Below are 25,740 nucleotides of genomic sequence, written 5' to 3' on the forward strand. Positions count from 1 at the left end.
CACACCGCTTGTTCCCGGAGTCTGTCCGCGGCGCTTGGCGCGTCCTTCGCCGCGGTTCTAATCTCGCCGCCATGACAACGCAGGGGGATTTCACACGTCGCTTTCACCAGCTCCGACACGACGTCGACGACGTCTACGAACAGGTCGGCGAACTGCAACGCCAGGTACGCCACGGATTCCGCAAGGTCGACAAGCGATTCTGCAAGATCGAGGCGCGGCTCGACATGGTGGATTCGCGGCTGGACGGTATGGATTCGCGGCTGAACCAGATCGAGCACGGCGTCGCGGAGGTTCTCCGGATGCTGCGGGGCGGGCGCGGGATCACGCCCGCCGGTGACGGCCGCGGATCACATGTCGCGGCTGCGCAGTTGCCACCAGCCCGCGCCGGCGATTCCGATCGTCCACAGCAGTAGCACGACGAAGGCGGCCGGGGCCGGGGCGAGGATGTCGCTGTCCGGGAAGGAGTCGGCCGCCACCGTGGCGACGGTCGCCGACCCGGGCAGCAAGGTGACCACGCCGCCGAGCCCGATGCCGTTGGCCACCAACCAGATCAGCGGCTCGATGACGAGCAGCCAGCCGAGGATCAGCGCGACAGCGCCGGTCGATTGGCGTAGCAGCAGCCCGAGTCCGGCGCCGAGCAGCGACCAGCAGACCGCCGCGAGCAGGCCGGTGCCGAACACCGTCAGCAGTCGCGTGCCGAACTCGAACTTGCCGCGGCCGAAGGCCAGCAGGCAGCCGAACGCGACGAGCTCGACCAGTACCGCGACAGCGAGCGTGTACCCACCGGTGACCAGCAGTTTGGCCGCTGCCAGCCGATCACGGTCGGCGGTGAACTGCGAGGTCACCGGCATCGTCCGATAACGGAACTCGCCGCCCGCGCCCGCCGCGCCGAAGACCGCGGCGGCCAGGATCGTCGCGGTGAGCGCCAGATACAGCCCGATCGTCGCGGCACCGGTGGCCAGCGCGGAATCCGGGTCCGCGGGCCCGGCCATCACCGAGGTCACCGTGGAGGCGACCAGCGCGATCGCGGGCAGCAGCACGCCGAGCGCCAGGCACCAGCGCAGCGTGTAGACCTTGCGCACCTCGGAGTTCACCGGCGGGACGAGGTCCGGGGGCAGAGTGATCATCGCGGAATCCCGTAGGGCGTCGGCTGCGGATGGGGTGCGTGCGTGCCCGGCGCCGGGAACATCGGCGCCGCGGTTCTGCTCGGTTTCGTCAGCGAGGCGAGCACGCGGTCGGGGTGGATCGGATCCGGCGTGACGCTGTCCAGCCGGACCCCGGCGGCCTTGGCCGCGTCGACGATCTCCGCTTCGCTCGCCTCGGCCACCGCGAGCCGCCCGTCGGGGCGGATCACCGCGTCGGTGTAGCCGCGTGCGGCGAGCATCGTGGCGAGCGCCACCGGAGTGGATGCGGCGACGACGAGCCGGTCGGGGTGATGGCGGCGCAGTTTCGCCGGAGTGCCCTGGTAGACGACCGCGCCCTCGCTCAGCACGATCAGCTGATCGGCCATCGCCACCACCGCGGCCAGGCTCGCGCTGGACAGCACCACCGTGCCGCCGCGGCGCGTGTGCCTGCGCAGGAAATCGTGCAGCCAGCCGCGTTCGGCGGCGTCGAGTCCCTCGGTGGGCTCGTCGAGGATCAGCACCCTCGGATCGGTGAGCAGCGCGGTGGCCAGCGCCAGCCGGGTCTGCTGGCCGACGGTGAGCGCACCCGTCTTGACGCGCGCGGCCGCGTCCAGCCCGACCGACTCGAGCACCGGGTCGACCCGCGCGTCCGGCACCCCGGCCGCTGCCGCGTACACCAGCAGGTGATCGCGGGCGGCGCGCGCCGGATGCAGTCCGCGCGGCGTGAGCATCCCGCCCACCGGGGACAGGCCGATCTCCGCGCTCCCCGAAGAAGGTTCGAGCAGCCCGAGCAGAATCCGCAGAATCGTGGTCTTGCCCGCGCCCGCCGGACCGACCAGCGCGGCGGTGCCGCCCACCGGGACGCTGAAGTTCACGTTCTCCACGGCCGGACCCAGCTCGTACCGCTTGCTCAGGCCGCGCACGACCAGAGCGGGCTTGGCTGCGGTCATTTCGGTCCGGCGGGGAAGTGCGGCGGGGTGGCGTCGAGCGCGGGCAGCGGATCGGCGTCGACGACCAGCTGCCGGTTGAGCGGCCAGAAGGCGGGCGCGGGCCCGAATGCCTTCTGCGCGTTGAGGACCGTGGTCTTGCCGAGGGTACGGTTACCGACGCCGCCGATCACCGCGCCGATGCCCATCGGGATCACCTTGCCCGCCATCAGCGCCAAGCGTTTGGTGAGGAACCGCACGAGGAACCGCTTCATCAGCGAGTCGTTCATGCTGGACAGGCCGGGAATTCGGTTGGCGAGCAGCGTGCCCCAGTTCTTGGCCGACTGCCCGACCGAGCGCTCCACGATCTCCATGCCGGTGTCGCCGAGCACCACCGCGAGCACCAGCGCCCTGCGCTGTTCCTTGGCCTCCGGCGCGATGCCGTGCACGGCGGCGATCGCCAGCGTGTACAGCGCCGAGGCCTCCAGGAAGAACGCCGTCTCCGCGGTGATGGTCGCCAGCGAGGCGACCGTGCCCACGCCGGGCATGGCCGCGGTCGCGCCCGCCGCTGTGCCGCTGCCGGTCACCGCGAGCAGGTACTGCCGCTCGATCCGGTCGATGATCTGGGCCGGGGTCTCATCGGGATGGGCGCGCCGGACTCGATCGATGTACTTCTCGACCGCGGGCGCCTGCAGCTTCGATCCGTTCTCGAGCAAGGCGATCACGGTCTTCTCGAACGCGCCGTGCCTCATCGGCAACACCCCTTAAGTCCTCTGCCTTCGCTGGCAGAACTCTATGGCACCGAGCCGTCGTCGGACCAACACGACAACGAACCGGATCATCTCCCGGGTTCCCGGGGCCTGCCGACCGAAACGACCGGGTTACGCCGGTCCGCGCAGCGCGGGCACCCGCTCCGAGAGCGGCGGCGGTGGCGGCGGAGTGCCGTCGCCGAACGGGCGGCCGCCCAGCTCCTCGCGTCCGTGCGCGGTCAGCCAGTTGCTCAGGTCGGGACCTTTGGGCACCACCTTCGTCGGATTGATGTCGGTGTGCACCACGTAGTAGTGGGTCTTGATCTGCTCGAAATCGATGGTGTCGCCGAAGCCTGGGGTCTGGTAGAGGTCGCGGGCGTAGGCCCACAGCACCGGCATCTCGCTCAGCTTCTGCCGGTTGCACTTGAAATGACCGTGGTAGACGGCGTCGAAGCGGACCAGCGTGGTGAACAGCCGCACATCGGCCTCGGTGATCGTGTCGCCGACCAGGAAGCGTTGTCCGGCAAGCCGATCCGAGAGCCAGTCCAGGCGGGCGAAGAGCCGGTCGTAGGCGGCGTCGTAGGCGTCCTGGGCGCCCGCGAAGCCGCAGCGGTAGACGCCGTTGTTCACATCGCGGAAGACGACGTCGTTGATCTCGTCGATCTCGGCGCGCAGCGGCTCCGGGTACAACGCGGGCGCGCCCGGCCGGTGGAATTCGGTCCATTCGGTGGAGAAGTCCAGCGTCATCTTGGCGTAGTCGTTGGTCACCACCTCGCCGGTCGGAATGTCGACCACGGCGGGGACCGTGATGCCGCGCGGATAGTCGGGGAAACGAGCCAGATAGGCGTCGCGCAGCCGCGGGATGCCGAGCACCGGGTCCACGCCGCCGGGATCGAGATCGAAAGTCCAGCTCAGCTTGTCGTGGGTGGGGCCGCACAGGCCGAGCGAGAGCACGTCCTCCAGACCGAGCAGCCTGCGCACGATGAGGGTGCGGTTGGCCCATGGGCACGCGCGGGCCGCGACCAGCCGGTATCGGCCGGGCGCCACCGGGTAGCCGTCGCGCCCGTCGGCCGTGATGCGGGTGGTGATGTAACGGGTGTCCCGCTTGAACTCGCCCGGTTCGACGTAGGAACCGCTTTCCGATGCCGCCTTGGTCACCTCGCCAGTCTGGCAGATTCAGGTCTTAGGCTGACGCAATGACCGAACGTAGTGAAACGAAGGCGACTCGGCTGGAACGCGAAACCACCGACGGCGGCGCCGAGGTAGCCGTCCTGACGCTGGCCAACCCGCCGCTGAACCTTTTCGATCAGGCCATGTTCGACGCGCTGGTCGACGACATCGCCGCACTGACCGCGAACCCGCCGCGCGCGCTGCTGCTGCGCGCCGAGGGCAAGGTGGTCTCTGGTGGCGTCGACGTGCACGTATTCGACGGATTGACCACCGAGGAGGGCGCCGAGCTGTGGCGCTCGCTGTTCGCGCAGATCATCCACCCGCTGGAGGCGCTGCCGTGTCCGGTGCTGTTCGCCGCGCACGGCCTCACCCTGACCGCCGCCTTCGAAATCGCGCTGGCCTGCGACATCATCCTGGCCGCGCCGAAGGCGAAGTTCGGTCTGGTGGAGACCGTTGTCGGACTGACCCCGTCGATGGGCGGCCCGCAGCGCCTGGCCGAGCGCGCCGGATCGGGCCGCGCCCGCGAGTTCGTCATGACGGGTGATCTCTACGACGCGAAGACCATGGCCGACTGGGGCGTGGTGAACGCCGTGCACGAGGACGTCGACAGCGCCGCAAGGGAACTCGCGCACCGGCTGGCGCAGGGGCCGACCAAAGCGCACGCGGCGACCAAGCAGATCGTCGCGGCCTGGCGTTCCGGCGGTGTGGCGCACGCCGATTCGGTGACTCCCGAGGTGTCCGGCGAGCTGTTCGCCACCGACGATCTGCGCGGCGCCGTGCGGAGCTTCCTCGAGGTCGGTCCGGGCAAGGCGACGTACACCGGCCAGTGACGGCGGGGACACGGTAAATCGACTATTCCGGCGAAATTGTGATCGGCGTCATATAGTCGCAGGTGCCTGGCAGCTAGAGGCACCCGCGCGGAGGACACATGTCGCAGCTCTTGGTCGAATACCCCCTCACTCATTCGCCTGCGTGCAGCAACCCGCTGGCCCGCGGCGCCGACGGCGTGCTGCGCTACGGCAACCTCACCCCGGCGCTCACCGAGCTACTCGATCTACAGGTGCACGCCTTCGCGTCGCGCGAGGCGGTCGTCGAGCTCGGTGGGCCCCGGCTCACCTACCGGGAGCTGTGGCACTCGGCCTCCCGTATCGCGGGCGGCCTGCAGGAACACGGTGTCGGGTACGGCGACCGGGTCGCCATCCACATGCCGGCGGGCGTCCGCTGGGTGCAGGCGTTCCTCGGCGCTCTGCTCAGCGGCGCGGTGCCGGTGCTGGTGCCCGACGGGCTGCCCGCGCGGGTGGCCGCGCAGGTGATCACCGACAGCAGTGCGGATTTCGTGCTCGGCGGCGCTCGCGGCGGCGAGGCCGAGCTGCCGGACGGCGCCGCGTTCATCGATGACGGTGCGGCGCTGAACGATCTCGCGCTGCTCTGTTACACCAGCGCCACTCGCAAGGGCGTCGAGCTGACCAACGAGAACCTGCTCTCGGCGGTCCGGTCGGTCGTCGCCGCGCTGGATCTGCCCACCGACGGCGTGCGCAATCTGGTGCTGCCGCCGCTGGCGCACGCCAGCGGGTGCGTCGACCAGTTGCTGCCCACCTTCGCGGTGGGCGGCACCGTGGTGCTCGCACCGGACGGCCGCGGACTCGCGGAAGCCCTTGTGGCCGAACGGGTCGACATGGTGTCGGGCACGCCGCGCATCTTCGCCGGACTGCTCCCCGAGCTGGCCGCGCTGCGCGCCGACGGCGTGCCCACCGAGGGCATCAGCCGGGTCAGCAGTGCGGGCCACCACGCCGAGCGGACACCTGGTGATCTCGCCGCCGCGCTGCGCGAGGCGTTCCCCTCGGCCAGGCACTGGTCGGTGTGGGGCTCCACCGAGACCAGCGGCATCGGCCTCGCGGTGGACGACACCGAAGCGCCCGCCGACGCGGGCCGCGTACTCGGATTCGCTTTCGGCGGTACCGAATTGGCGCTGTGGGGTCCGCGGGCCGCGGCGGGTCACGGTGAATTGCTCTGTCGTGGACCGAATGTCACGCGTCGGTACTGGAACGATCCGGAGACCACCGCGCATCGGTTCACGGGCAGTTGGTTCCACACCGGTGACCAGGTCTCGATCGACGACCACGGCCTGGTCCGGAGCGAAATCGCCTGAGGCGATGGGTTATTCCAGCATCCGGTCGCGCAGACGCGCGCGCAGCCCGGATGTCAGCCCGACGACCTCGAGGTAGCGGTCGAAGTCGCCGTGCAACTGCCGGACCGATTCCAGTGCCATCGCCAGGTACTCCTCGCGCACGCCGAGCAGGTCCTCGGAGAAGCGCGCGCCCGGCGGCAGGGTGGGCTCGATCAGTGCGCGCAGCGGCTCGACGGCCTCGTTGCTGATCATGAAGTCGGCGAGCACATCCTCCTCGACCACGTCCACCGCCCGCAGCAGCGTCGCCACGGCCCAGCCGGTGCGGTCCTTGCCCGCCGCGCAGTGCACCAGCACCGCGCCGTCGCCGTCCACGATGGATTGCGCGATGGCGGTGATCGCCGTGTTCGCCTCCGGCAGCGCCGGGAACTCGCGGTAGACCTCGAGCATGTGCTCGAACGCCGACTCGGTGCGCGTTTCGTGCGGGGGCGCCTCGCCCATCCGCGAGTCGAAGGGCGTGACGCTGCGCCGCACGCCGTCGGGCAGGTTGTCGTGCCCCATGTGGTCGATCTCCCGGATACCGCGCAGATCGAAGACCTCGGCCACGCCCAGTTCGCGCAGACTGTGGTGGCCGCGCTCATCGAGTCCGCTGAGCTGGGCCGAGCGCAGCAGCACGCCGGGGCGCACCTTGGCGCCCTCGGCGGTGCGCAGACCACCGGTGTCGCGGAAGTTGAACGTGCCGGAGAGGAAGAACTGATCGGCGGGAGGCGGGAGAGTCACCGATCCAGGCTATCGGCCGCCCATATCGCGGTGGTGTCGTTCCCGGATCGAACGCCGAACACGGGGTGAACCAGTTACATCGCGAGTTTGTGCGGTTAGTCACAGGATCTGCGAGTGCGGCATGGCGATCCGTAAAGTGGATAAACGTGTGTCTTTCGGCCGCGAGGGGCCGGTAGTCACCCCAGAACGTCGATCGGCGGGACACTGCAGCGTTGCAGAGTGATTCCGTTTGGGTAACAAAACATTCTTCCAGTCTGGAATACCCGCTGAACCCGTTCTCAAACCCCGAAAACCCTCTACCATTGATGAACGTTGGACCGGGCAGCCTGGGGATTTCTGGTCGCTCGCCAAAGTTCAGCGAGTCGCGCCATCGGAGGTGCGCGAGTTCTTTCGCCGAGGGAGTCGTCGTTGAGCGCACGTGGAGAAACAGTGGAGAGTCGGTTGCGGCCGACGATCTGCGAGGCCGTGGAGAAGGCGGCCGCCTCGCTCGATATCACCGGAGTACGGGCACTGCGGGTGCTGCTGCATGCCGGGGTCACCGCGTACTGGCCGCTGGTCAAGGCCGCGCCGACCAAGCACATCCGCGCCTATGAGGCGACTTTGCGCACGCTGCGCGAGCGCTGGGAGCTGCGGTCCGGGTCATCGTCGCCCGACCCCGCCGCCACCGAGATGTTCCGGGAAATGGACACCGAGGTCGCCAACTTCCTTCAGCTCTGTGCCGATCGCTCCGGTGCGCAGTGGCTGGAGCCGGTGGACGACATCGCCGCCTACACGGTCTCGGTCCTGCAGGGGACCGTGCTGCGCTGGCTGGCCGATAGTAACGACGAGACCACGCTGATAGTTCTGGACGACTTGGTGACCGGTCTGGCGACCCGGGCGGCCGAAGTCTGACTCGGACAATACTGGACGTATGACCAGTTTGGTGGTTGAGTTGTCCGGGTGAGCGAGACCTCGCCGATCGCCGGACTGCACGCCGCCACCGCCGACCTCGACCCGCCACTGGCGGCGCTCGATCTGACGGCGTTGCGCGCCAATGCGGCCGACTTGGTGCGTCGCGCGAGCGGCGTACCGATCCGTGTCGCCAGCAAATCCGTGCGCTGCCGCGCCGTCCTGGAAGCCCTGCTCGGCGGCGAGCTGACCGCGGCCGACGGCTTCGCGGGCATCATGTCCTACTCCTTGCGCGAGGCGCTCTGGCTGGCCGGTCTCGGCGCCCGCGACATCCTGCTCGGCTACCCGACCGTCGATCGCGCGGCGCTGGCCGAACTCGCCTCCGACGACATCCTGCTCGGCGCGATCACCCTGATGATCGATGACGTCGCCCAGCTCGACCTGATCCGCGCCGCCGTGGGCACCGACCTGGTCCGGCCCCGTGTCTGCCTCGACGTGGACGCGTCGCTGCGCATCGGTCCGCTGCACCTCGGCGTGCGCCGCTCGCCGATCCGCACCCCCGACCAAGCCGCCGCCCTGGCCCGCGCCGCGCTCGATCGCGGCTTCGACGTGGTCGGCGTGATGACCTACGAGGCGCAGATCGCCGGACTGCCCGACAGCAATGCCGCGGTGCGGCTGGTCAAGCGGGCCTCGGCCGCCGAGATCGCCAAGCGCAGGGCGCGGGTGCTGGACGCGGTGCGCTCGGTGGTGGGCAAGCTGGAGATCGTCAACAGCGGCGGCAGCGGTTCGATCGAGGTCAGCATCGCCGATCCGGATGTCACCGAGGTGACGGCGGGCTCGGGTCTCTACGTGCCGACACTGTTCGATCACTACCGCGCCTTCACCCCGCGGCCCGCGTTGTTCTTCGCCACCCCCGTGCTGCGCAAGCCGACGCCCTCCATCGCGACGGTGTTCGCGGGCGGCTACATCGCCTCCGGCCCGACCGGCGCCTCCCGGGTACCGAAACCCGTGTGGCCCAGCGGCTTACGGCTCATCGGCACGGAGGGCGCCGGCGAGGTGCAGACTCCGCTCTCGGCCGCCGCCGAACTGCGCATCGGCGACCGGGTGTGGTTCCGCCACGCCAAGGCGGGCGAACTGTGCGAGCGATTCGATCAGGTCCATCTCGTCGAATCGGACGGCAGCCGCACCACCGTCCCCAGCTATCGCGGCGAAGGCAAGAACTTCGGCTGAGCGCGTCCTCAGCCGAGGTCGAGGAAACGGGCCAGGTCGGGCAGATCCTCGGGCGCGGCGGGCAGGTATTCGGTGAGCAGGGGCGACCGGATGATCACCGCCCGCCACATCGCCCGCGACACCGCGGCGCGCACCAGGTCGCGCGACAACAGGAACGACATGCCGTGCGGCGCGTCGGCCGGGCTCGACGTGGTCATCGACAGCAGCACCACGGCGGCCTCCCTGCCGCGGAAGCGGTCGACGGTGCCCACCAGCACGTCCTCGATCTTGGCGCGCGCCAGCATGGTTCGGATCCGGCCGACCTGAGCGCCGTACGGCGCGACGACGAAGATGTCGTGCGGATGCAGCCGCCGGGTGGACGCGCCGGTGGTCCAGGACAGGCCGAGCAGGGCGCGGACCTGGCGCACCACCTCGCGCGCCTCGGCGGCGGATTCGGTGGCGTCGCCGTAGTGGTCGACGAGCACGGTGCCGATGCCCGGCTCGACGCCGTCGAGTTGCCTTGCCAGCGTGACGGTTTCGTTCGAGCGCAGCCTGCCGTCGTAGAACAGCCGGGAGATCGGATCGCACACGCGAGGATGCATCCGCCAGGTGCGGTCCAGGAAGTATCCGCGCTCGGATCCGACGGTGTTGCGGCCTGCGAGCAGCCAGCCCAGCGTCGATTCGCCCACGGGTCCAGGATGGGTGCTGCGCGCGGCAGTGGGCTGTGGGTCGCCGAGCAGCAACAGATTTCGCGCGCTGCCCGCCACGGTCGCCGTCTCGGCCAGCGGGAACCGGCCCGCGTCGGCGATCACCAGCAGGTCCAGGCTGTCGGCGGGGACCATCGAATCGTCGGCGAAATCGGCGGGCAGCCCGCCGATCACACACCCGTTCACGGCGTTGTCCAGGAACCGCGGATAGCGAGCACCGTCGATCACCGCCCACTCCGGAGCCACCGCCGCGGCGTCCTTCTTCGCGACCAGCTCCGGCAGCACGCCGACCGCGACGATCGCGTCGAGCAGGCTCTCGACTGTCGAATGTGCCTGCGCCACAACCCCGATACGCCACCTGTCCTTGATGATCAGCCGCTCCAGGACCCGCGCGACGGTGGAGTTCTTCCCGGTCCCCGACGGGCTCTGCACCACCAGGTACGACTCGTCCAGGGCACGGGTGGCGGCGGTGATGGCGGCGGCGTGGTCGCCGTGCACCTCCGGCAGCGGTGCGTCACCGCGCAGCCGCGGCGCGCGCCGGGCCATGATGTCGAACAAGGCGCAGGCGGGAATCTCCGGCAGCGTCACCAGCAGTCGCTGCGCGGCCGATTCCATGGCGGCCTCGGCGTTCTCGTCCCAGTCGGGCAGTCCGGGCGCGATGGCGGCGGGTAGGTCGTCGTAGGGTTCGCAGCCCTCCGGCAGGAGCTCCTCCAGGCGGACGGTGTCGTCGAAGTCGGCGTCCACCGCGCAGCCGAGCACCGTCGCGGTCGCGGTGGCGCGCCGGCCGCCGACGGCCCTGCCCGCCGCGACCGGGTGGTCGTAGTAGGTGCAGACGGTGGCGCCCGGCGTCAACGCGGCAGCGCCGCCGCCGTCGGAGCCGGTGCCGATCCGGCCGGTCAACGTCAGATACCTGCGCATGGACGGGCGATTCGGGCTGTGATGCCACTTCGTGTCCACGGTGCCCCAGTCGGCGATCAGCACGCCGGACGCGTCGGGCCATTCGTGCACGGGAAGGCTGAGGCGGTCCGCGTGCGCGTACCACAGCGGCTGCCGCTCGCGCCGGTGATAGCCGAGCGCCGCGGCCATGAGCGCCGCAGGGTGGTCCGGATCGCGCTGTGCCGCCGCGTATTCCGCGAGCGCGGCCTCCACCGAGGACGGACCGGAGACGGGCGCGAGCTGGGGCCGATCCCCTTCGGGCCCGAGGCGCCACGAGTCGTCGCGCGGCAACGCGATCGCCCGGGGATCGGCGGGCTGCTCGGCCGCGAGCTCCAGCAGCCAGTCGCGCAATCGCAGCACGGTGACGCACGCGGGTTCCGGCTCGCCGGGCATCTCCGGCAGCAGGCGCCGCAGCCGATCCAGGCGGTAGGAATCCTCGCCGACCAGCAGCGCGTTGCGCACGATCGGGTACAGGTCGACGAGCACGCCGTCGCGCAACAACTCGTCGGCGATCTCCTCACCGACGCCCGACGCCCCGGTCCAGCGCAGCAGCGCCGAGCGCACCTCGGAGGTGTAGTGGTAGACGCGCATGTCCGGAAACGTCCGCCGCCGGTGCGCGAGCAGATCGAGCACCTTGGTCAGTGTGTCCCGCCACGCTACGTCCTCGTCCTCGTCGTCCGGCGTGCGCAAGGACAGGTGCACGGCGCCCGCCGCGGCAACCTCGATCGCCGCGAGTCGTCCGCGGTCGGTATCGAGGGTCAGCGCGAGATCGCCCGGCGAGACGGGCGGCAGGCCACGCAGCGCGGGCGCGTCGATCAGCGTGTGGGCCGGGCGACCGGAATCCTCGCGCCGCCGTTGGATTTCGGCCTGCCTGCGCAGCGTGGTCACGGCGCGTGGCGGCAGTCCGGGCACCGCGCTGTCGAGTCCGCCGAGCCGGTCGATGGTGCTCACCCCGGCCTCGCGCAGCCTGGCACGCGTGGAGGAGGACATGCCCGCCACCAGGAGCAGATCGCGGGCGGCCGTCAGCTCGGCGGTGCAGGTCGGGCAGCGGCCGCAGGCCAGGTAGCGCGGATCGCCCCACTGCACAGGGAGCAGTTCCCCCAGCTTCTCCTCCAGGATCCGCTCGACGCGCCGCCGCCGGGCTCGATACACCGGAACCAGATCGGCGAGCGGATAGTCGGCGCTCTCCGCACCGAGGTGCAGCCGGACCAGGGGCGCGGCCAGCGCGCCGCCCCTGTCCAAAGCCTCGGCGCAGGCGGCCGATTCGAGCGCCGCGCCCACCCGATCCCACGGCGTCGCCGCGGCGCCGTGCACGGTGTAGCGCACCCGGTGCCCCGCCCGGACCAGATAGTCGCAGCGGCAGGCGAATCCGCCGTCGAAGAAGATGGCATTGTGCAGCACCGGCACGCCCTCGCGCAGCGCGGCCTTCGTCTGCTCGTGCGCGTCCCGCAGCGCGGCTACGCATCCTTCCGGGTCGTCCGGATTCTGTGGCGGCTGGCGGATTTCGACCATGCCGCCGCCGTAGCGGTCGCGGAAATCGGCGAGCCTGCGCTCGCGGGAGTCGTCGACGCGGCGCGGCTCGGCCGCGAACCGCGCGAGGCCGGGCTCGTCGTCCGGGAGCGACCCCAGTTCGGTGTCGAGGGCGCGGAGCAACGCGAATTCACAGCGCGCCGCGCGCACGAGATCAGCGGCGGTGCATACGACACGATCACCGAACACGAACAAACGCGCCCCTCCTGTGTCTTCGCCGGGACACCCGCACCAGGCGCGCTGGCGTGCGCGCCGGTCGGCAACACCTTAGCTAGCCCGCGTGACCTCGGGTTACCCCGCCCGGCTCAGGAGCGTGGCTTACGGCGCTCCGGGCGCTTGGCCGCATCGCGATCGCGGCGCGGACCCCGGCTGAAGGAGCGGTGCGAGGGCGGGCCCTGGTCCAGTTGCAGTTGGATGAGCTGGCCGCTGATCCTGGTGCGCCGCAGGGCTTCCAGCGTCTCGGGGGGCAGCTGCGCGGGTAGCTCGACCAGACTGTGGTCCGGCCGAATGCTGATATGCCCGAAGTCGCTGCGTCGCAAACCACCCTCGTTGGCGATGGCGCCCACGATCGCGCCGGGCGCCACGCGGTGCCGCTTGCCGACGCTGATCCGGTAGGTGGCCAGCTCCGTGCCGGTGCCACGGTGGTGCGAGGCCGCGGGGCGGTCCTCGTCGAACCGGCGGGCGGGCCGTTCCCGCGGCATCCGCTCGCGGCGTTCCGGCTCGGGTTCGGGCTCCATGAAGAAGTTGTCGCCGTCGTGGGAGCCGACCACGAGCGCCGCGGCGATGTCGACGAGCGGGATGTCGTGCTCGCGCTCGTAGTCCTCGATCAGCTTGCGGAACAGCGGCAGATTCGCCGAGGACAGGTTCTCGGTGATGGCGTCGCCGAACTTGGCGACGCGCTGCGCGTTCACGTCCTCGACGCTGGGCAGCTGCATCTCCTCGAGCGGGTGGCGGGTGGCGCGCTCGATCGCCTTGAGCAGATGCCGCTCCCTCGGCGCAACGAACAGCAGCGCCTGCCCGCTGCGCCCGGCCCGGCCGGTCCGGCCGATGCGGTGCACGTAGGACTCGGTGTCGTGCGGGATGTCGTAGTTGACCACGTGCGAGATGCGGTCCACGTCCAGGCCGCGCGCGGCGACGTCGGTGGCGACCAGGATGTCCAGCGTGCCGGACTTGAGTTGACCGATGGTGCGCTCGCGCTGGTTCTGGGCGATGTCGCCGTTGATCGCCGCGGCGGAGAAGCCGCGGGCGCGCAGCTTCTCGGCGAGCTCTTCGGTGCCCTGCTTGGTGCGCACGAAGATGATCATCGCCTCGAAGGACTCGACCTCGAGGACCCTGGTCAGCGCGTCCAGCTTGCGCTGGTGCGAGACCTGCACCCAGCGCTGGGTGATGTTGGTGTTGGTCTGGGTCTTGGCCTTGACCGTGATCTCGACCGGGTCGTGCAGGTACTGCTTGGAGATCTTGCGGATCGCCGAGGGCATGGTGGCCGAGAACAGCGCGACCTGCTTGTCGGACGGCGTCTCGGCGAGAATCCGCTCGACGTCCTCCTGGAAGCCCATCTTGAGCATCTCGTCGGCCTCGTCCAGCACCAGGTACTGCAGCTGGGACAGGTCGAGCGTGCCCTTCTCCAGGTGGTCGATGACCCGGCCGGGCGTGCCCACCACGACGTGCGCGCCGCGGCGCAGGCCGGACAGCTGGACGCCGTAGCTCTGCCCGCCGTAGATCGGCAGCACGTGCAGGCCGGGCATGTGCGCGGCGTAGCGGCCGAACGCCTCGGCGACCTGAATGGCCAGCTCGCGGGTCGGCGCGAGCACCAGCGCGCGCGGCTCCTTGCCGACGGCCTGCAGGCCCATCAGGATCGGGATCGCGAATGCGGCGGTTTTGCCGGTGCCGGTCTGCGCCAGACCGACCACGTCGGCGCCTTCGAGCAGCGGCGGAATGGTCGCCGACTGGATCGGCGAGGGAGATTCGTAACCGACATCGGCGATGGCCCGCAGGATGCGGTCATCGATACCCAAGTCGGCGAAGGACGGGCCGGCAGCCGGGGAAGCCGATTCGCTCCCAGCCGGGTCCCTGTCGTTGTCGCCAGGAACGCTGTCGACCTCATTGATGTTCATTGACCAGGAGTTTACTGCCTGGCGGTGGCCCTCCCGGTCACCGGGCCAATACGGTGAGACCTATGCAACTGAATGACGCGCCCGAACATCAGGACCAGCCCGTCTCTCCGGTGGAGGTCGCGGTCGTTCAGTTCGCGCCGGGAAAGGATCCGGCGGGCAATCTCGCGGCGCTGCGCGAGCACGTCGGGACCGCCGCGGGCCGTGGCGCCCGGGTGGTGGTCGCGCCCGAATACTCGATGTTTGCCGTGACCCGGCTCGACGAGCGCGTCGTGGCCGTGGCCGAGCCGCTGACCGGCCCGTTCGCCACCGGACTCGGTGCGATCGCCAGGGAGTTCGGGGTGTACCTCGTGGCGGGCATGGTCGAGCAGGTGGCTCCAGGAGCGGACCGGATTCGCAATACCCTGCTGGTGTTCGGGCCCGACGGCGAACTCCTCACGCGGTACCGGAAGGTGCACCTCTACGATGCGTTCGGCCACCTGGAATCCGACGTGGTCGAGCCCGGCGTGATCGAGGCGCCGCCGATCTTCGCCGTCGACGGGGTGCGCTTCGGCGTGCAGACCTGTTTCGATCTGCGCTTCCCCGAGGGTTTCCGGCGCATCGCCGCCGCGGGCGCGCAGGTGCTGGTGCTGCCCGCGCAGTGGATTCCCGGCCCAGCCAAGGTCGACCAGTGGACCACGCTGTTGCGGGCGAGGGCGATCGAGAACACCACGTACGTGCTGGCCGCCGACCAGTGCGCGCCGCGCGGCGCGGGCGCGTCGATGATCGTCGACCCCACCGGCAGCGTGCTCGCCGAACTCGGCGACGAACCCGGCGTGCTCACCGCCAGCGTCGACCTCGCGCACCTGGCCACCGTGCGCACCACCAACCCGAGCCTGGCCTTGCGCCGATTCGCGATCACCGAGCGCGCACCGGAGTAGCGTTCGAATCGATGGTCTACGCCGATCGGATCGCCGCCGGCCGGGCGCTTGGCGCCGAGCTGGAGCATCTGCGCGCGTCGAAGCCGCTGGTGCTCGGGCTGCCCCGCGGCGGGGTCCCGGTCGCCGCGACGGTGCGCGAGATCATCGGGGGTGACCTGGACATTCTGCTGGTGCGCAAGCTCGGCGTTCCGTGGCAACCGGAGCTGGCGATGGGCGCCATCGGCGAGGACGGGGTGCGGGTGCTGAACACGGACGTGCTCGTCCACACCGGCGTCACCCAGCGCAGGCTCGCGGCGATCGAAGAGGCCGAGCGCGCGGAGCTGGAGCGGCGCAGGAAGGTGCTCCGCGGCGGCGCGGAACCCGTGCCGATCGCCGGGCGCACGGTGGTGATCGTCGACGACGGGATGGCCACGGGGGCCACCATGATGGTCGCCTGCCGGGTCGCGCGCCTGCACCAGCCGACGCGCATCGTGGTCGGTGTGCCGGTGTCGTCCGGCGAGGCGATCCGCCGGGTGGAGACCGAAGCCGACGAGGTGGTGTGTCCGCTGGTGCCGCGCAGCCTCGGCGGCGTCGGCGTCGCCTACCGCGACTTCCACCAACTCGCCGACCACGAGGTCACCGACCTGCTGATCTGATCAGCCGACTTCGGTGATGCCCTTGCGGTGCCGCTGCGCGAGTTCCGCGTAGACGCCGGGATTGAGCTGCACCCACAGCTGCGCCTGCGTGCCCTCGATCGGGCGCTTCACTTCGGCGGGGGAACCCGCGGCGAGCACGCCGTCGGGGATCTGGGTGCCGGGCAGCACCAGCGAATGCGCGGCGACCATGCTGCCCGCGCCGATCTTGACGAGGTCGAGCACGGTGGTTCCGTTGCCGACGATCGCCTCCGCGCCGACGGACGCGCCGTGGAACACCACGCTGTGCGCGATGGTCGCGCCGGGACCGATCTCCATCGGCACGTCCGGCGGCACGTGCAGCACGGCGTTGTCCTGGATGTTCGCGCGTTCCCGGATGGTGATCGGCGCGAGATCGGCGCGCAGCACCGCGCCGTACCAGATCGAGGCGCCCGCCTCGACCCGCACGTCACCGATCAAGGTCGCGTTCGGCGCGACGAACGCCGTCGGATCGATCTGCGGTCGCTTGCCTTCGAATTCGTAGAGTGGCACGGCTACAGGTCTACCAGCGCCGGATCGCTACCAGCGTTCGGACCGCGCGGTGGTCTTCTCGGCGGCGGTGAGCATCGGGCGCAGATGCGCGGCAAAGGTTTCCGCGGTCACCGGCGCGACGTGCACGTCCGCGCCGGTGCGGACGGCGTAGCGGCCGTCCTCGGCGACGTCGATCCAGCACAGCACCCCGAACGGCGTCAGCCCCTCGGCCCGGCGCACCGACACCACGATCTGGCCGATGCCGTCGCGCGGACGGGCGAGCAGGCGGCGGATCCGCGCGGGCGCGGACGGACCCGACACCGGAACGGTCACCAGATCGCGGCTGTCCTCCCTGACCCGCGACAGCGGCGAGCTGAGCCGGGCCGTGTTGCCGGGCGGATTCTCGGGAAGCATCGAGATCACCCGAGCGGGCAGGCTTTTCGGGCTACCGACGAACAACCTGATGTCGCCGCCGCGGTCCGGTGCCGGGCCGGGCCGTTGCGCGGCGACGACCGCGATGTTGCCCGAGGCGATGCCGAGGACGCGCACGGGCTTCGCGGCGCCGTTGGCAGGGGCTTCTGAGACGATGTCGAACCTGGCGCGGGACGCGACGCCATCGCGTCCCGCGCCGGAGACGCCGTTCCCCGCCGTCACGGAGTGGGTCGCGGCCGTCGACGGCCCCGCGGACGCGCCGATGGCGAATTCCGCGGCGTCCGTGAGTTGTTCGTCGTCGAGCACGGCGGCGCGGTTGGTCGGGCGGTGCTCGCCGAACACCTCCACTCGCACGGTCGGCCGGGCGAGCAGCCGCAGCGCCGCCTCCAGGTCGGCGTCCAGCGTCCGCTCGCACCACTGGTGCAGGGCGGGCAGCTGCGCCGCCCGCTCCATCGAGTCGCGCGCCGAGAGCCGGACGGCCAGCGGATACGGAATGCGGTCACCGTCGGTGCGCTCCCAGGCCATGGCGAACTGGTCCGGAGTCAGCGTCCAGTTCACTCCAGCTCGGTCCATTCGCCGACGACCGGTGGCGTGGTCGGATCGAGTTCGCCGATCAGTTCGCCCGTCTCGTCCGCGGGTTCGAGGAAGGTCAGGTCGTCATCGATCCAGTGCAGCTCGTCGTCCTCGTCCTCGGCGCGGGCGGCCGCGGCCTTGGACGCGACGCTGGAACCGTGCCGAGTGGTGTCGGCCGCGGCGATCGCGCCGCCCATCAGCCCGCCGACGGCGCCCGCGCCCATGCCGGTGACGGCTTCGCTGTTGGCGTCTTTGCGCCGTTCCTCGCGTTTGCGTTGGTCGTCGGTGGAGCTCGCGCTGCTGCCGGGGAAGGTCGCGCCGGGCAGCGCGGTGGAGGCCGCTCCCACCGGTGCGGAAACACCAGGGCGCGGTGTGCGATCCGGAGCGGACGGCGCGGTGGCGGCGGGGGAGTCGGCCGCGACGGGAACCGTCTTCGCAGCCGCAGGCACGGTGTCGGCGGCAGGTGGCGTCGCGAGCGGTCCGGCGGCGGAGGTCACCGTCGCCGGGGTCGTGTCGGTGGCCGGTGGTCCGTCCGGTTGGGGTTTCGTCTCCTGCGCCGTTTCGACCGTGGTCGCGGGTAGCGCGGTCAGGGCCGAAACAGGTTGGGCGCCAGGGCTTTGCGCGGCGTCTGCCGGGAGGGCGGGCGCGGTCACCAGTCCGGCGGCGCTCGGGGTGATGCCCGCCGGGATGACCGGCGTGTCGTCCGGGAAAGCCGGGACGCCGGAACCGCTCTGTAGGAAAGCGTTGGTGTAGATGCTGTCCATGGCCTGCACGACGTCCTGCCGATCGTGCTCGGTGGCCTTCTGCGCGACGATGTTTCCGGTCGCTTGGTTCGGATCGAGCAGCGCGGCCGCCAGATCCGGCTCGGCGCCGGACGGCGAACCGACCGCGGACCGCAGTGTCTCGGCGGCGTCACCGGCCTGTCCGAGCCGCTGCGCCACCGTCGCCATCACATCGGCGATCTGCTGCCCACGCTGTTCGAAATCGCGCACCGCGTCGGCGGCGGTCTGCGCGGCGCCGCCGCGCCAGCCGTCGGCGATGGTCGAGCGAATCTCGTTGTGCGCCTGCGCGACCGAGTCGGTGAGTCCGGTCGCCGAACTCTGCCAGGCCTGCCTGCCCGCGTCGATCGCCGCCGGGTCGAGGAGCTGCACCTTGCCGTGGATCTCCTGGTGGGTGAGGTTGTCGAAGACCTCGACGCTCGGCGCGTAGGCCGGATCGACGCGGGTGTGCGGTGCGCGTTCGGTCTGATACGGAATCTCACGCATGCGCCGCTCCCGTCGCGTCCACCCGGCCGACCGCGGCCGCGAGTTCGGTGTCGGCCTCGGTGTATGCCGTCGCCGCGGCGCGGAAGGTCTGGGCGAGCGCCCGCGCCGAGTCGGCGTAGTCGCGCAGCCGCGCGATCGCGCCCTCGGCCTTGTTCTCGAAACCGAGCCGCAGCGCGTCACCCGAGGCGAAGCCGCCGAAACCGGGGAGCGAGACGGCCGCGCTCAGCACCTGGATCTGCCCCTCGACCTCGTCGGCGAGCTGTTCGTAGCGCCGGGCGCAGCGCTCGTGCGCACCCTCGGCGACCAGCACGCCGTCGATCCAGAGCCTGCCCTCGTCGACCGCTTGGTTCAGTGCCGTGACCTGTGGTTGCACTGTGCTGTCTTGTGCTTGCGCTGTGCCGTCTTGTGCTTGCGCTGTGCCGTCTGGTGCTTGCGCCGCGCCGTCCTCTGGCTGCGCCGCGCCGTCTTGTGGTTGCACCCCGCCGTCCCCCTGTCTCCTCATCGTGCCGCGTTCCGCAGCCGTATTCGGTTCACGCGTGTCGTGCCAACCCCACGACGACGCCCTGCATCCAGTCCGCGATGTCTGCGCCGACCCGCGCGTGCACCGGCTCGTGCAGCAGATCGTGCCCGGAGTCGGCGTACTCGCGTAAATCTACCCATTCGTGGCGTTCAGTCCAGACCCGCATCGCGTCGACCGGGGCGCGACGGTCCTCCACGCCGTGCACGGCGAGCACGGGAAGGTCGGCAGGGAGCGGGGTGCCTGGAGCGCCGGGCAGGCCGCTGCCGAGGGCGCGGCGCGGCACGGCCGAGAGCACCAGACCGGTCAGTGTTCCGGGGACGAGGCTCGGGACGATCGGGACGTTCGCTTCCACGGCGTTCAGGTCCGTGGCCGTGCTCGCGTCCGGGATCGCGGCGCCCAGCATGCCGAGCGCGGTGACCGCGCCGAGCGAGTGCCCCATCAGCAGCAGCGGCGATGCCGGCAGTTCGGTGCGCGCCAGATCCACCAGCCTGGTCGCGTCCGCGACCAGCTCGCCGAGGGTGCCCGGGTGTTCGGGATCGCCCTCGCTGAGGCCGTGCCCCGCGGTATCCAGCCCCCACAGCTCGATATCGACCGAGCGCAGGATGCGGGCGAACCGGTGGTAGTGGCCGGTGTGCTGTCCGATACCGGGCAGTAGCACCGCCACGGCCGCGTGTTGGTCGACCGGCCAGCGCCGATAGTGCAGTCTGCCGCGTGTGCCGTCGAAGAAGAGCATGCACTGATAGTGCCAAAACTTCTGCCCCTCAGGGGACTTCACCACTCCGGCGAAATGACGGTTAAAATGCGCGCGTTCGGGGTACCGATCAGGAGGTTCCAGGTGTCCATCGTCGAGCTGCCCGCGGCCGTGCGCCGCAGCGTACCCGTGCTCGCCCTCGCCCTCGCCTGCGCTGGATTCGCCGCGCCGAGCGCGACCGCCGAACCGGGCCCCGGCTGTGCGTCCGCGACGGCGACGACCGCGGTGCCCGCCGTCGTTCCGGTGCTGGACTGGTCGGAGAACCTCGGCTACGACCGGCAGGGCAACCTGTGGGTGTCCCGGCTGTATCGCAACGAGGTGCAGCGCTACGACGGCGCCGGACAACTGACCGCGAGGGTGCCGGTGGAATTCCCCGGTGCGGTCCGGCTCGGACCGGACGGGCTCATGTACGCGGTCTACGGCGACGCGCCCACCAGCGTGGTGCGCCCCGGCGGCGTGGTCCGGTTCGACCCGGCCGCCGCCGACCCGCGCCCCGAGATCTTCGCCTCCGGGTTCACCATGCCCAACGGCGCGGCCTTCGACGCCGACGGCGCCCTCTACGTCGCGTCGGCGACCGGGGTGATCCGCATCGGCCGCGACGGCGTCGTCGATACGGGCTGGACCGAGCGCGCGAAGCTGAACGCCAACGGCATCGCGATTCACGACGGCACGGTCTACCTGACCTCCAACGGCGGCCCGTTGGGACGAGTGCTGCGCTTCCCGGTCACCGAGCCGGAACGCCGCACCGTCCTCACCGACCTGTCGTCCGCGCTGCCCGGCATCCCGGACTTCGCCGACGACCTGCTCGTGGACGAGGCGGGCGTGGTCTACGTGACGACGCTGTCCGGCCAGCTCGTCCGAATCGACCCGAACGGCCAGTCCTGTCGCGTCCTGGCGAGCGAGCCGATGACATCCGCCGTCGCCGTGCCCGACCGGCCCGGCGAATTGCTCGCGGGCACCGAACGCGGCGCGATCCTCCGCATCCAGCTCGCCCCCTGACCGTCGGCCGCGGGGCCGGGTGCGCTTCCGTCGATATCGACGCCGCCTCGAACTCGCCGCGCGGGCTGTGGTCGCAAGCGCGCCGATCTATGGCTGCGGTGCGGGCGAGGAAGCCAACAGGCTCGGATTAGAAGCGGCGCATTTGCGTGGCCGCGGCTTTCCACGGACCGCCCACACGGTTCACATAGGTGTCAGCTGTGTGAGGCGTACGGACTGTGTGTGGTGTGGCAGCTAGGGGTGAGCCGATAGGGGGAGCGTCGAGCGGGAGCTAGAGCCGCGGGCCTTCGGCCGGGGTGAGGGCGGAGGTGATCCGAGCGGCGATGGCGTGTAGTTCCTCTGTCAGTTCCGGGGATTCGTGGACGCGGAAGGCGACGCCGAGGTCGAGCAGGCGGTGGGCCAGCCAAGCCGGGGAGTCGTCGCGGGTGGCGGTGAGGCGGCAGGTGTGGTCGTCCAGTGCGGTCAAGTCGCCGGTGTCCTCGCCGAGGCGGCCCGCGACGCGGGTGATCGGGGCGGAGATCGTCACGAAGACGCGGTAAGCCGGTGCGCCCCAATCAGTTCGGCGGCCCGCGACGTAGTCGGCGGGGGAGGCGGCGGGTAGTGGGCGCGGGGTGAATCGGGCGCCGGTGGGCTGCGGACGTTGGATCCGATCGACGCGGAAGACCCGCCAGTCCGCGCGATCGAGGTCGTGCCCGAGCAGATACCAGCGGCGGCGGACCGGGACCAGGCCGACCGGTTCCACATGACGGCGAGTCTGCGCGCCGGATTCGCCGCGGTAGCCGAAACGCGCTCGCTCCCTGTTGGTTACGGCCGCGGCCAGCGTGCTCAGCACTTCCGGGTCGACGGTCGGTCCGTCGTGCGCGGGCGCGGCGGTCGCCGAACCGAGCACCCGCACGCGACGGCGCAGCTTGGCGGGCAGGATCTGCTCGAGCTTGGCGAGCGCGCGCACCGACGCCTCCTCGATGCCCGCGACCGCGGACCCGGCCGCGGCCCGCAGACCGACCGCGATGGCCACCGCCTCCTCGTCGTCGACGAGCAGCGGCGGCATGGCCGCGCCTGCCACCAGCCGATAGCCGCCTGTGGCGCCCATGGTGGCCTCGACCGGGTAGCCGAGTTCGCGCAGCCGGTCGATGTCGCGGCGCACCGTGCGGTCGGTGACGCCGAGGCGTTCGGCCAGTTCACTGCCCGAGAATTCGCGCGGGGTCTGCAACAGCGAGAGCAGGCGGAGCAGGCGGGCGGGGGTGTCGTTCACGAATTCCAGAATCCCAGAAAAGTAGGACATAGATGGTCCTATATGGCTTCTAACGTTGTGGTCGTGACGAACCGAAATGCCCTCCGCCCCTTCCACATCGACATCCCTCAGGTCGATCTCGACGACCTGACCGACCGGCTGGCCCGCACCCGCTGGTCGGCGCAGCTGCCCGGCGCGGGCTGGGAACGCGGTGTCCCGGTCGACTATCTGCGCGAGCTCGCCGAGCACTGGCGCACCCGGTTCGACTGGCGCGCGCAGGAGGCGGCGCTGAACGAGTTCCCGCAGTTCCTGACCGACATCGATGGGCTGGACGTGCATTTCGTGCACGTGCGTTCACCCGAGCCGGACGCGCTGCCGCTGCTGCTGACCCACGGCTGGCCCAATTCGTTCGTCGAGTTCACCAAGACCATCGGTCCGCTGGCCGACCCGAGGGCGCACGGCCTCGACCCCGCTCAGGCGTTCCACGTGGTGGTGCCCTCGGTGCCCGGGTTCGCCTTCTCCGCGGCCCCGACCGAGGACATGACCACCGGCCGGGTGGCGCGGATGTGGGTGGAGCTGATGGACCGCCTCGGGTACCGGCGTTACGGCGTTCAAGGCGGTGATCTCGGCGCGTATGTCGCGCCGGAGATGGCGTTGGCCGCGCCGGACCGTGTGGTCGGCGTGCACCTCGACGGCGGCATCGGCATGCCGACCGCGGCGGACGTGCCGACCATGAGCGCCGAGGAACGCGCGGAGCGGGATCTCATGCAGCAGTGGATGACCGGCGGCGTCGACCATCACACGCTGTTGCGCGCGGCGCCGCAGACCTTCGCGCACGCCTGGACCGATTCGCCGGTCGGACTGCTGGCCTGGCAGACGCAGAAGTTCCGCGAATTCACGCCGCTGGTCGACCATCTCGAGGAAGCGATCGACCGCGACCACTTGCTGACCAATGTCAGCCTGTACTGGTTCACCGCCACCGCGGGCACGTCGTCCTGGCCGATGTACAACGGCCTCGGCAAGGCGGGCTTCGCCTGGCCGACCGGACAGAAGCTGGTCCCGACGGGCGTCTACGGCGGCGGCTCCGCGCTCATGCGCCGCCTTGCCGAACAGGACAACGACATCGCCCACTGGCCGGAGGACAACACCGGCAACCACTTCGTGGCAATGGAAGTTCCGGACATGCACGTCGCCGACATCCGCACGTTCTTCGCCGAGCTCGCCTGAGCGCCGAGGCCTCCGGGCGGTTTGGGCTGATCCTCGTCCGCCGCAGCGGACGCGGCGCCCTTGATAGACATCTGTCCATGTATCCTAGACATCTGTCTATTAAATCCTAGGGATTGGATACGCGATGGAGACGACTGCGAATGTGTTGGTCGGCCTGCTGGCCGCGCTGCACCTGTACATCCTGGTTCTGGAGATGTTCCTGTGGGAGAGGAAGCCGGGCCGCAAGCTCTCCGGCTTCGATGCGGCGATGGCCCGTGCCACCGCCCCGCTCGCCGCGAACCAGGGGCTCTACAACGGGTTCCTGGCGGCCGGGCTGGTCTGGGGTCTGATCGCCGAGAATCCGATCAGGTTCCAGGTCCAGGTCTTCTTCGTCGTCTGCGTGCTCGTCGCCGGGCTGTACGGCGGCTTCACCGCCAACCGGCGGATCCTGATCGCCCAGGCATTGCCCGGGGCGCTGGCGCTCGCCGCCGTCCTGCTGGCCAGGTGACTGTCATGCAAGCAGATCCCCGCACGGCACGGACCCGGGCCAAGCTGCGCCGGGCGCTGCTGGAGGAATGCGACAGCCACCCGTTGGCAGAGGTCAGCGTCGCCGCGTTGGTGCGCCGGGCGGGGGTCGGCCGCGCCACGTTCTATCTTCACTACGCCGACTTGGAGGCGGTCGCCGTCGATGCCTGCGCCGATGTCGTCCGCGATGCCGTGGACTCCCTGCACGCCTGGCGCGGTACACCCGACCCCGCCAGCCCGCCGCCCGCCCTGCTTGCCTTCTTCGACCGTCTCACCCCGCACGCCGGGCTCTACCGGGAACTGTTGCGCCCGGGCGGCGGCGGTCCGCTCGGCCACGTACTCCATCGCGATCTGCGCGCCCGCAGCCACACCGAGCGCACCCTGGCCGGTGCGCCGGAGCCCGATCTGGTCGCCTCGGCCGTGGCAGCGACCTTCGCCGGGGTGCTCGCCGACTGGCTGCACGGCCTCATCGAGGCGACCCCCACCGAGATCGCGCAGCGGGTTTGGCGCCTGCTCGTCACTCTGCACCGCACCCCCTTGCCCCAATGATCGCCGCCTGCCGTGGTGTTCACCCGTCCTCGGTGAGTCGACCAGGACGCCTCCGGCTGGCCCATGGAGTGGTCTTCTCGCGCGTCTCCACCCTTGTCTTTTGTTCTGCCTCGGCTGATCGGGCGTCCGACAGATGTCCGTCTGTGCCGCCCGCTCGACAGCTCCGCCGAACGCGCGCGGTTCGAGGGTTGATGCCCGGTGCGGGTGCTGCCGTCGCGACCGCCGCAGCTATCGACCAGTGGCTGGGCGGCGGGGTCGGTGCGGCTGTCGCGAGATGCCGGTGCCTGAGCGGTGGGGGCGATACTGGGCAGGCTGCCACCAGGGCGTCGCCCGGCGCGCGCAGCGGACTGTGCGGTGGTGGGAACCGCTGGTGACTCGGCGGTGAGGGCGATGACGGGTACGAACTTCCCTGCGGGCGTGGGCTTGTGGTGTGCCGGGTGCGCTGCGGTGTGCGGGCGGTGCGGGTTCGAGGCGGCCGTCGCGGATCCGCCGACGATCAACTGCCAGGAACGATGGCGGGCGCGGGCTGCGGCGCGGCAGGGGCGGTCTCCGGTGCGGCGGGTGCGGATGCGGCGGCCGGGATCTCCGGAACGACGAACGTGCCGACGGTCGGCGTCATCACGCAGTGCGCCCCGGGATATCCGATGACGCCCCACATCGACGCGATGACGGTCCCTGGGCCGGTGCGCACGGTCTTGGACAGGGTCGGCAGGTTGAACTCGGTCATGTCGTCGAGCGCGTCGATGCCACTGTGTCCGTTGTTGACGTTGAGCCACGCCACCACGAGTCCGGAGCTGAGCGGGGCGCCCGAGTGCGACGGGGTGGCGCTGAAACGGAGGGTTCCCGGCTCCGGGCTGGCGCCCTGGTCGCGGTTGTTGCCCTCGGTGGTGCCCGCCGCGATGATCGTGGTGATGGGGCCGTTGCTGCCGCAGCCGAAGGTGGGGGCGGCGTAGGCGAAGGGCGCCCAGGCGCCCGCGATGTCGCGTAGCTGGGCGACGTCGACGAGCTTGGTGTACGAGCCGAGCGCGTCCACGCCCGCGCGCGCGGCCTGGTCCGTTCCTGCGCGTTCGGTGAGGTGGGTGACGGCCTGATCGATCGCCGCGTCCGGCGCGGCGGAGGCGGGTCCGGTGAGGGTCAGGACCGCACCGATGCCGAGGGAAGTCACAGTCGCGGCCACGCGTGCGATGGTTCTGCCGTTCACCAAGTTCTCCTCGAATACGAACCCAGGGTTTCCCCGGCCCTGGGCTGCAACGTACCAGTTCGACGCGCCCGCCGCCGAGTCGGCCGAGCGGATTTCTCCCGGTCGCCGCAGGGTTGCGCGGCCGTGCGAAGCCCGCAGGTCGGCGCGGTGTCGTGCCTGCCAGACGCCGAATGT

General features: G+C 70.7%; 25 protein-coding genes. 11 read left to right on the top strand and 14 right to left on the bottom strand.

Translation table 11 applies throughout. The features are described 5' to 3' along the window. Positions 1-71: 71 nt before the first annotated feature. Complete coding sequence (locus tag ACRWNM_RS14665; RefSeq protein ID WP_431967637.1) at positions 72-413, top strand: hypothetical protein; 342 nt, start codon at positions 72-74, stop codon at positions 411-413. Here ACRWNM_RS14665 and ACRWNM_RS14670 read toward each other — a convergent pair. The 4 genes from ACRWNM_RS14670 to ACRWNM_RS14685 form a co-directional block, all read right to left on the bottom strand. Further along, entirely contained in the window at positions 348-1,127 is a 780-nt protein-coding gene (locus tag ACRWNM_RS14670; RefSeq protein WP_431967639.1) for an ABC transporter permease, read from the bottom strand. The two genes, ACRWNM_RS14665 and ACRWNM_RS14670, sit on opposite strands and share 66 nt — an antisense overlap. Next, positions 1,124-2,074: an ABC transporter ATP-binding protein gene (locus ACRWNM_RS14675; RefSeq protein WP_431967641.1), complete on the bottom strand. Its 951-nt coding sequence runs from the start codon at positions 2,072-2,074 to the stop codon at positions 1,124-1,126. The genes ACRWNM_RS14670 and ACRWNM_RS14675 overlap by 4 nt, the downstream gene beginning before the upstream one ends. Next, positions 2,071-2,802, bottom strand: a complete 732-nt coding sequence (locus ACRWNM_RS14680) for a hypothetical protein (protein ID WP_431967643.1) — start codon at positions 2,800-2,802, stop codon at positions 2,071-2,073. The genes ACRWNM_RS14675 and ACRWNM_RS14680 overlap by 4 nt, the downstream gene beginning before the upstream one ends. 129 nt (positions 2,803-2,931) lie before the next feature. Continuing rightward, positions 2,932-3,957, bottom strand: coding sequence for a glutathione S-transferase family protein (locus tag ACRWNM_RS14685; protein WP_431967645.1), 1,026 nt, complete (start codon positions 3,955-3,957; stop codon positions 2,932-2,934). A 38-nt stretch (positions 3,958-3,995) separates the two neighbouring features. On the opposite strand from ACRWNM_RS14685, the gene ACRWNM_RS14690 reads away from it, so the two are divergent. Beyond that, on the top strand, positions 3,996-4,799 hold the full coding sequence (locus tag ACRWNM_RS14690) for an enoyl-CoA hydratase/isomerase family protein (RefSeq protein WP_431967647.1): 804 nt from the start codon (positions 3,996-3,998) through the stop codon (positions 4,797-4,799). Between the two features lie 98 nt (positions 4,800-4,897). After that, a complete protein-coding gene (locus tag ACRWNM_RS14695; protein WP_431967649.1) occupies positions 4,898-6,118 on the top strand; it encodes a class I adenylate-forming enzyme family protein in 1,221 nt (406 codons plus the stop codon). Positions 6,119-6,127: 9 nt separating this feature from the next. On the opposite strand, the gene ACRWNM_RS14700 is transcribed toward ACRWNM_RS14695, so the two are convergent. Continuing rightward, positions 6,128-6,874: a tyrosine-protein phosphatase gene (locus ACRWNM_RS14700; protein ID WP_431967651.1), complete on the bottom strand. Its 747-nt coding sequence runs from the start codon at positions 6,872-6,874 to the stop codon at positions 6,128-6,130. A 429-nt stretch (positions 6,875-7,303) separates the two neighbouring features. On the opposite strand from ACRWNM_RS14700, the gene ACRWNM_RS14705 reads away from it, so the two are divergent. After that, positions 7,304-7,765, top strand: a complete 462-nt coding sequence (locus tag ACRWNM_RS14705; protein WP_431967653.1) for a TetR family transcriptional regulator — start codon at positions 7,304-7,306, stop codon at positions 7,763-7,765. A 48-nt stretch (positions 7,766-7,813) separates the two neighbouring features. After that, the gene (locus ACRWNM_RS14710) at positions 7,814-8,992 is read left to right on the top strand and encodes an amino acid deaminase/aldolase (protein WP_431967655.1); all 1,179 of its coding nucleotides are present in this window, start codon (positions 7,814-7,816) and stop codon (positions 8,990-8,992) included. An 8-nt stretch (positions 8,993-9,000) separates the two neighbouring features. On the opposite strand, the gene ACRWNM_RS14715 is transcribed toward ACRWNM_RS14710, so the two are convergent. Continuing rightward, positions 9,001-12,333: an AAA domain-containing protein gene (locus tag ACRWNM_RS14715; RefSeq protein ID WP_431967657.1), complete on the bottom strand. Its 3,333-nt coding sequence runs from the start codon at positions 12,331-12,333 to the stop codon at positions 9,001-9,003. Positions 12,334-12,449: 116 nt separating this feature from the next. Then, on the bottom strand, positions 12,450-14,258 hold the full coding sequence (locus ACRWNM_RS14720) for a DEAD/DEAH box helicase (RefSeq protein ID WP_431967659.1): 1,809 nt from the start codon (positions 14,256-14,258) through the stop codon (positions 12,450-12,452). 62 nt (positions 14,259-14,320) lie between these two features. Between ACRWNM_RS14720 and ACRWNM_RS14725 the strand changes: the two genes are divergently transcribed. Together ACRWNM_RS14725 and ACRWNM_RS14730 are read left to right on the top strand one after the other, a co-directional pair. Next, positions 14,321-15,175 carry a carbon-nitrogen hydrolase family protein gene (locus tag ACRWNM_RS14725; RefSeq protein ID WP_431967661.1) on the top strand — a complete coding sequence of 285 codons (855 nt, stop codon included), beginning with the start codon at positions 14,321-14,323 and terminating at the stop codon, positions 15,173-15,175. Positions 15,176-15,186: 11 nt separating this feature from the next. Further along, complete coding sequence (locus ACRWNM_RS14730) at positions 15,187-15,810, top strand: phosphoribosyltransferase (protein WP_431967663.1); 624 nt, start codon at positions 15,187-15,189, stop codon at positions 15,808-15,810. Here ACRWNM_RS14730 and ACRWNM_RS14735 read toward each other — a convergent pair whose 3' ends face one another. The 5 genes from ACRWNM_RS14735 to ACRWNM_RS14755 form a co-directional block, all read right to left on the bottom strand. Then, the gene (locus ACRWNM_RS14735; protein ID WP_431967665.1) at positions 15,811-16,338 is read right to left on the bottom strand and encodes a gamma carbonic anhydrase family protein; all 528 of its coding nucleotides are present in this window, start codon (positions 16,336-16,338) and stop codon (positions 15,811-15,813) included. Between the two features lie 27 nt (positions 16,339-16,365). Continuing rightward, complete coding sequence (locus tag ACRWNM_RS14740; RefSeq protein WP_431967667.1) at positions 16,366-17,307, bottom strand: ESX secretion-associated protein EspG; 942 nt, start codon at positions 17,305-17,307, stop codon at positions 16,366-16,368. Continuing rightward, positions 17,304-18,587, bottom strand: coding sequence for a PPE domain-containing protein (locus ACRWNM_RS14745; RefSeq protein ID WP_431967669.1), 1,284 nt, complete (start codon positions 18,585-18,587; stop codon positions 17,304-17,306). Before ACRWNM_RS14745 ends, ACRWNM_RS14740 begins: the two co-directional genes overlap by 4 nt. Continuing rightward, a complete protein-coding gene (locus tag ACRWNM_RS14750) occupies positions 18,580-18,960 on the bottom strand; it encodes a hypothetical protein (protein ID WP_431967671.1) in 381 nt (126 codons plus the stop codon). Before ACRWNM_RS14750 ends, ACRWNM_RS14745 begins: the two co-directional genes overlap by 8 nt. A gap of 157 nt (positions 18,961-19,117) precedes the next feature. Further along, positions 19,118-19,840: an alpha/beta hydrolase gene (locus ACRWNM_RS14755; protein WP_431967673.1), complete on the bottom strand. Its 723-nt coding sequence runs from the start codon at positions 19,838-19,840 to the stop codon at positions 19,118-19,120. Between the two features lie 102 nt (positions 19,841-19,942). Here ACRWNM_RS14755 and ACRWNM_RS14760 point away from each other — a divergent pair, with 102 nt between their 5' ends. Continuing rightward, positions 19,943-20,857 carry an SMP-30/gluconolactonase/LRE family protein gene (locus ACRWNM_RS14760; RefSeq protein WP_431967675.1) on the top strand — a complete coding sequence of 305 codons (915 nt, stop codon included), beginning with the start codon at positions 19,943-19,945 and terminating at the stop codon, positions 20,855-20,857. A 268-nt stretch (positions 20,858-21,125) separates the two neighbouring features. Here the strand turns inward: ACRWNM_RS14760 and ACRWNM_RS14765 are convergent, their stop codons facing one another. Continuing rightward, positions 21,126-22,106, bottom strand: a complete 981-nt coding sequence (locus ACRWNM_RS14765; RefSeq protein WP_431967977.1) for a helix-turn-helix transcriptional regulator — start codon at positions 22,104-22,106, stop codon at positions 21,126-21,128. A gap of 63 nt (positions 22,107-22,169) precedes the next feature. Between ACRWNM_RS14765 and ACRWNM_RS14770 the strand changes: the two genes are divergently transcribed. The 3 genes from ACRWNM_RS14770 to ACRWNM_RS14780 all read left to right on the top strand — a co-directional run bounded on the left by ACRWNM_RS14770 (position 22,170) and on the right by ACRWNM_RS14780 (position 24,365). Continuing rightward, complete coding sequence (locus ACRWNM_RS14770; RefSeq protein ID WP_431967677.1) at positions 22,170-23,312, top strand: epoxide hydrolase family protein; 1,143 nt, start codon at positions 22,170-22,172, stop codon at positions 23,310-23,312. A gap of 124 nt (positions 23,313-23,436) precedes the next feature. Further along, positions 23,437-23,799 (top strand): DUF1304 domain-containing protein, encoded by a 363-nt coding sequence (locus tag ACRWNM_RS14775; RefSeq protein ID WP_431967678.1) that lies wholly within the window; start codon positions 23,437-23,439, stop codon positions 23,797-23,799. Positions 23,800-23,804: 5 nt separating this feature from the next. Continuing rightward, on the top strand, positions 23,805-24,365 hold the full coding sequence (locus ACRWNM_RS14780; protein ID WP_431967680.1) for a TetR/AcrR family transcriptional regulator: 561 nt from the start codon (positions 23,805-23,807) through the stop codon (positions 24,363-24,365). Between the two features lie 496 nt (positions 24,366-24,861). Here the strand turns inward: ACRWNM_RS14780 and ACRWNM_RS14785 are convergent, their stop codons facing one another. Continuing rightward, on the bottom strand, positions 24,862-25,566 hold the full coding sequence (locus ACRWNM_RS14785; protein WP_431967682.1) for a hypothetical protein: 705 nt from the start codon (positions 25,564-25,566) through the stop codon (positions 24,862-24,864). Positions 25,567-25,740 lie beyond the last annotated feature (174 nt).

Origin of the sequence: Nocardia sp. bgisy134 (assembly GCF_965341865.1) — a bacterium.
Lineage (GTDB): Bacteria > Actinomycetota > Actinomycetes > Mycobacteriales > Mycobacteriaceae > Nocardia.

Coding starts and splice junctions, on each gene's coding strand:
- ACRWNM_RS14690 (WP_431967647.1), top strand. CDS start 3,996: ATGACCGAACGTAGTGAAACGAAGGCGACTCGGCTGGAACGCGAAACC.
- ACRWNM_RS14695 (WP_431967649.1), top strand. CDS start 4,898: ATGTCGCAGCTCTTGGTCGAATACCCCCTCACTCATTCGCCTGCGTGC.
- ACRWNM_RS14665 (WP_431967637.1), top strand. CDS start 72: ATGACAACGCAGGGGGATTTCACACGTCGCTTTCACCAGCTCCGACAC.
- ACRWNM_RS14730 (WP_431967663.1), top strand. CDS start 15,187: ATGGTCTACGCCGATCGGATCGCCGCCGGCCGGGCGCTTGGCGCCGAG.
- ACRWNM_RS14725 (WP_431967661.1), top strand. CDS start 14,321: ATGCAACTGAATGACGCGCCCGAACATCAGGACCAGCCCGTCTCTCCG.
- ACRWNM_RS14675 (WP_431967641.1), bottom strand. CDS start 2,074: ATGACCGCAGCCAAGCCCGCTCTGGTCGTGCGCGGCCTGAGCAAGCGG.
- ACRWNM_RS14745 (WP_431967669.1), bottom strand. CDS start 18,587: ATGCGTGAGATTCCGTATCAGACCGAACGCGCACCGCACACCCGCGTC.
- ACRWNM_RS14680 (WP_431967643.1), bottom strand. CDS start 2,802: ATGAGGCACGGCGCGTTCGAGAAGACCGTGATCGCCTTGCTCGAGAAC.
- ACRWNM_RS14670 (WP_431967639.1), bottom strand. CDS start 1,127: ATGATCACTCTGCCCCCGGACCTCGTCCCGCCGGTGAACTCCGAGGTG.
- ACRWNM_RS14720 (WP_431967659.1), bottom strand. CDS start 14,258: ATGAACATCAATGAGGTCGACAGCGTTCCTGGCGACAACGACAGGGAC.
- ACRWNM_RS14755 (WP_431967673.1), bottom strand. CDS start 19,840: ATGCTCTTCTTCGACGGCACACGCGGCAGACTGCACTATCGGCGCTGG.
- ACRWNM_RS14780 (WP_431967680.1), top strand. CDS start 23,805: ATGCAAGCAGATCCCCGCACGGCACGGACCCGGGCCAAGCTGCGCCGG.
- ACRWNM_RS14775 (WP_431967678.1), top strand. CDS start 23,437: ATGGAGACGACTGCGAATGTGTTGGTCGGCCTGCTGGCCGCGCTGCAC.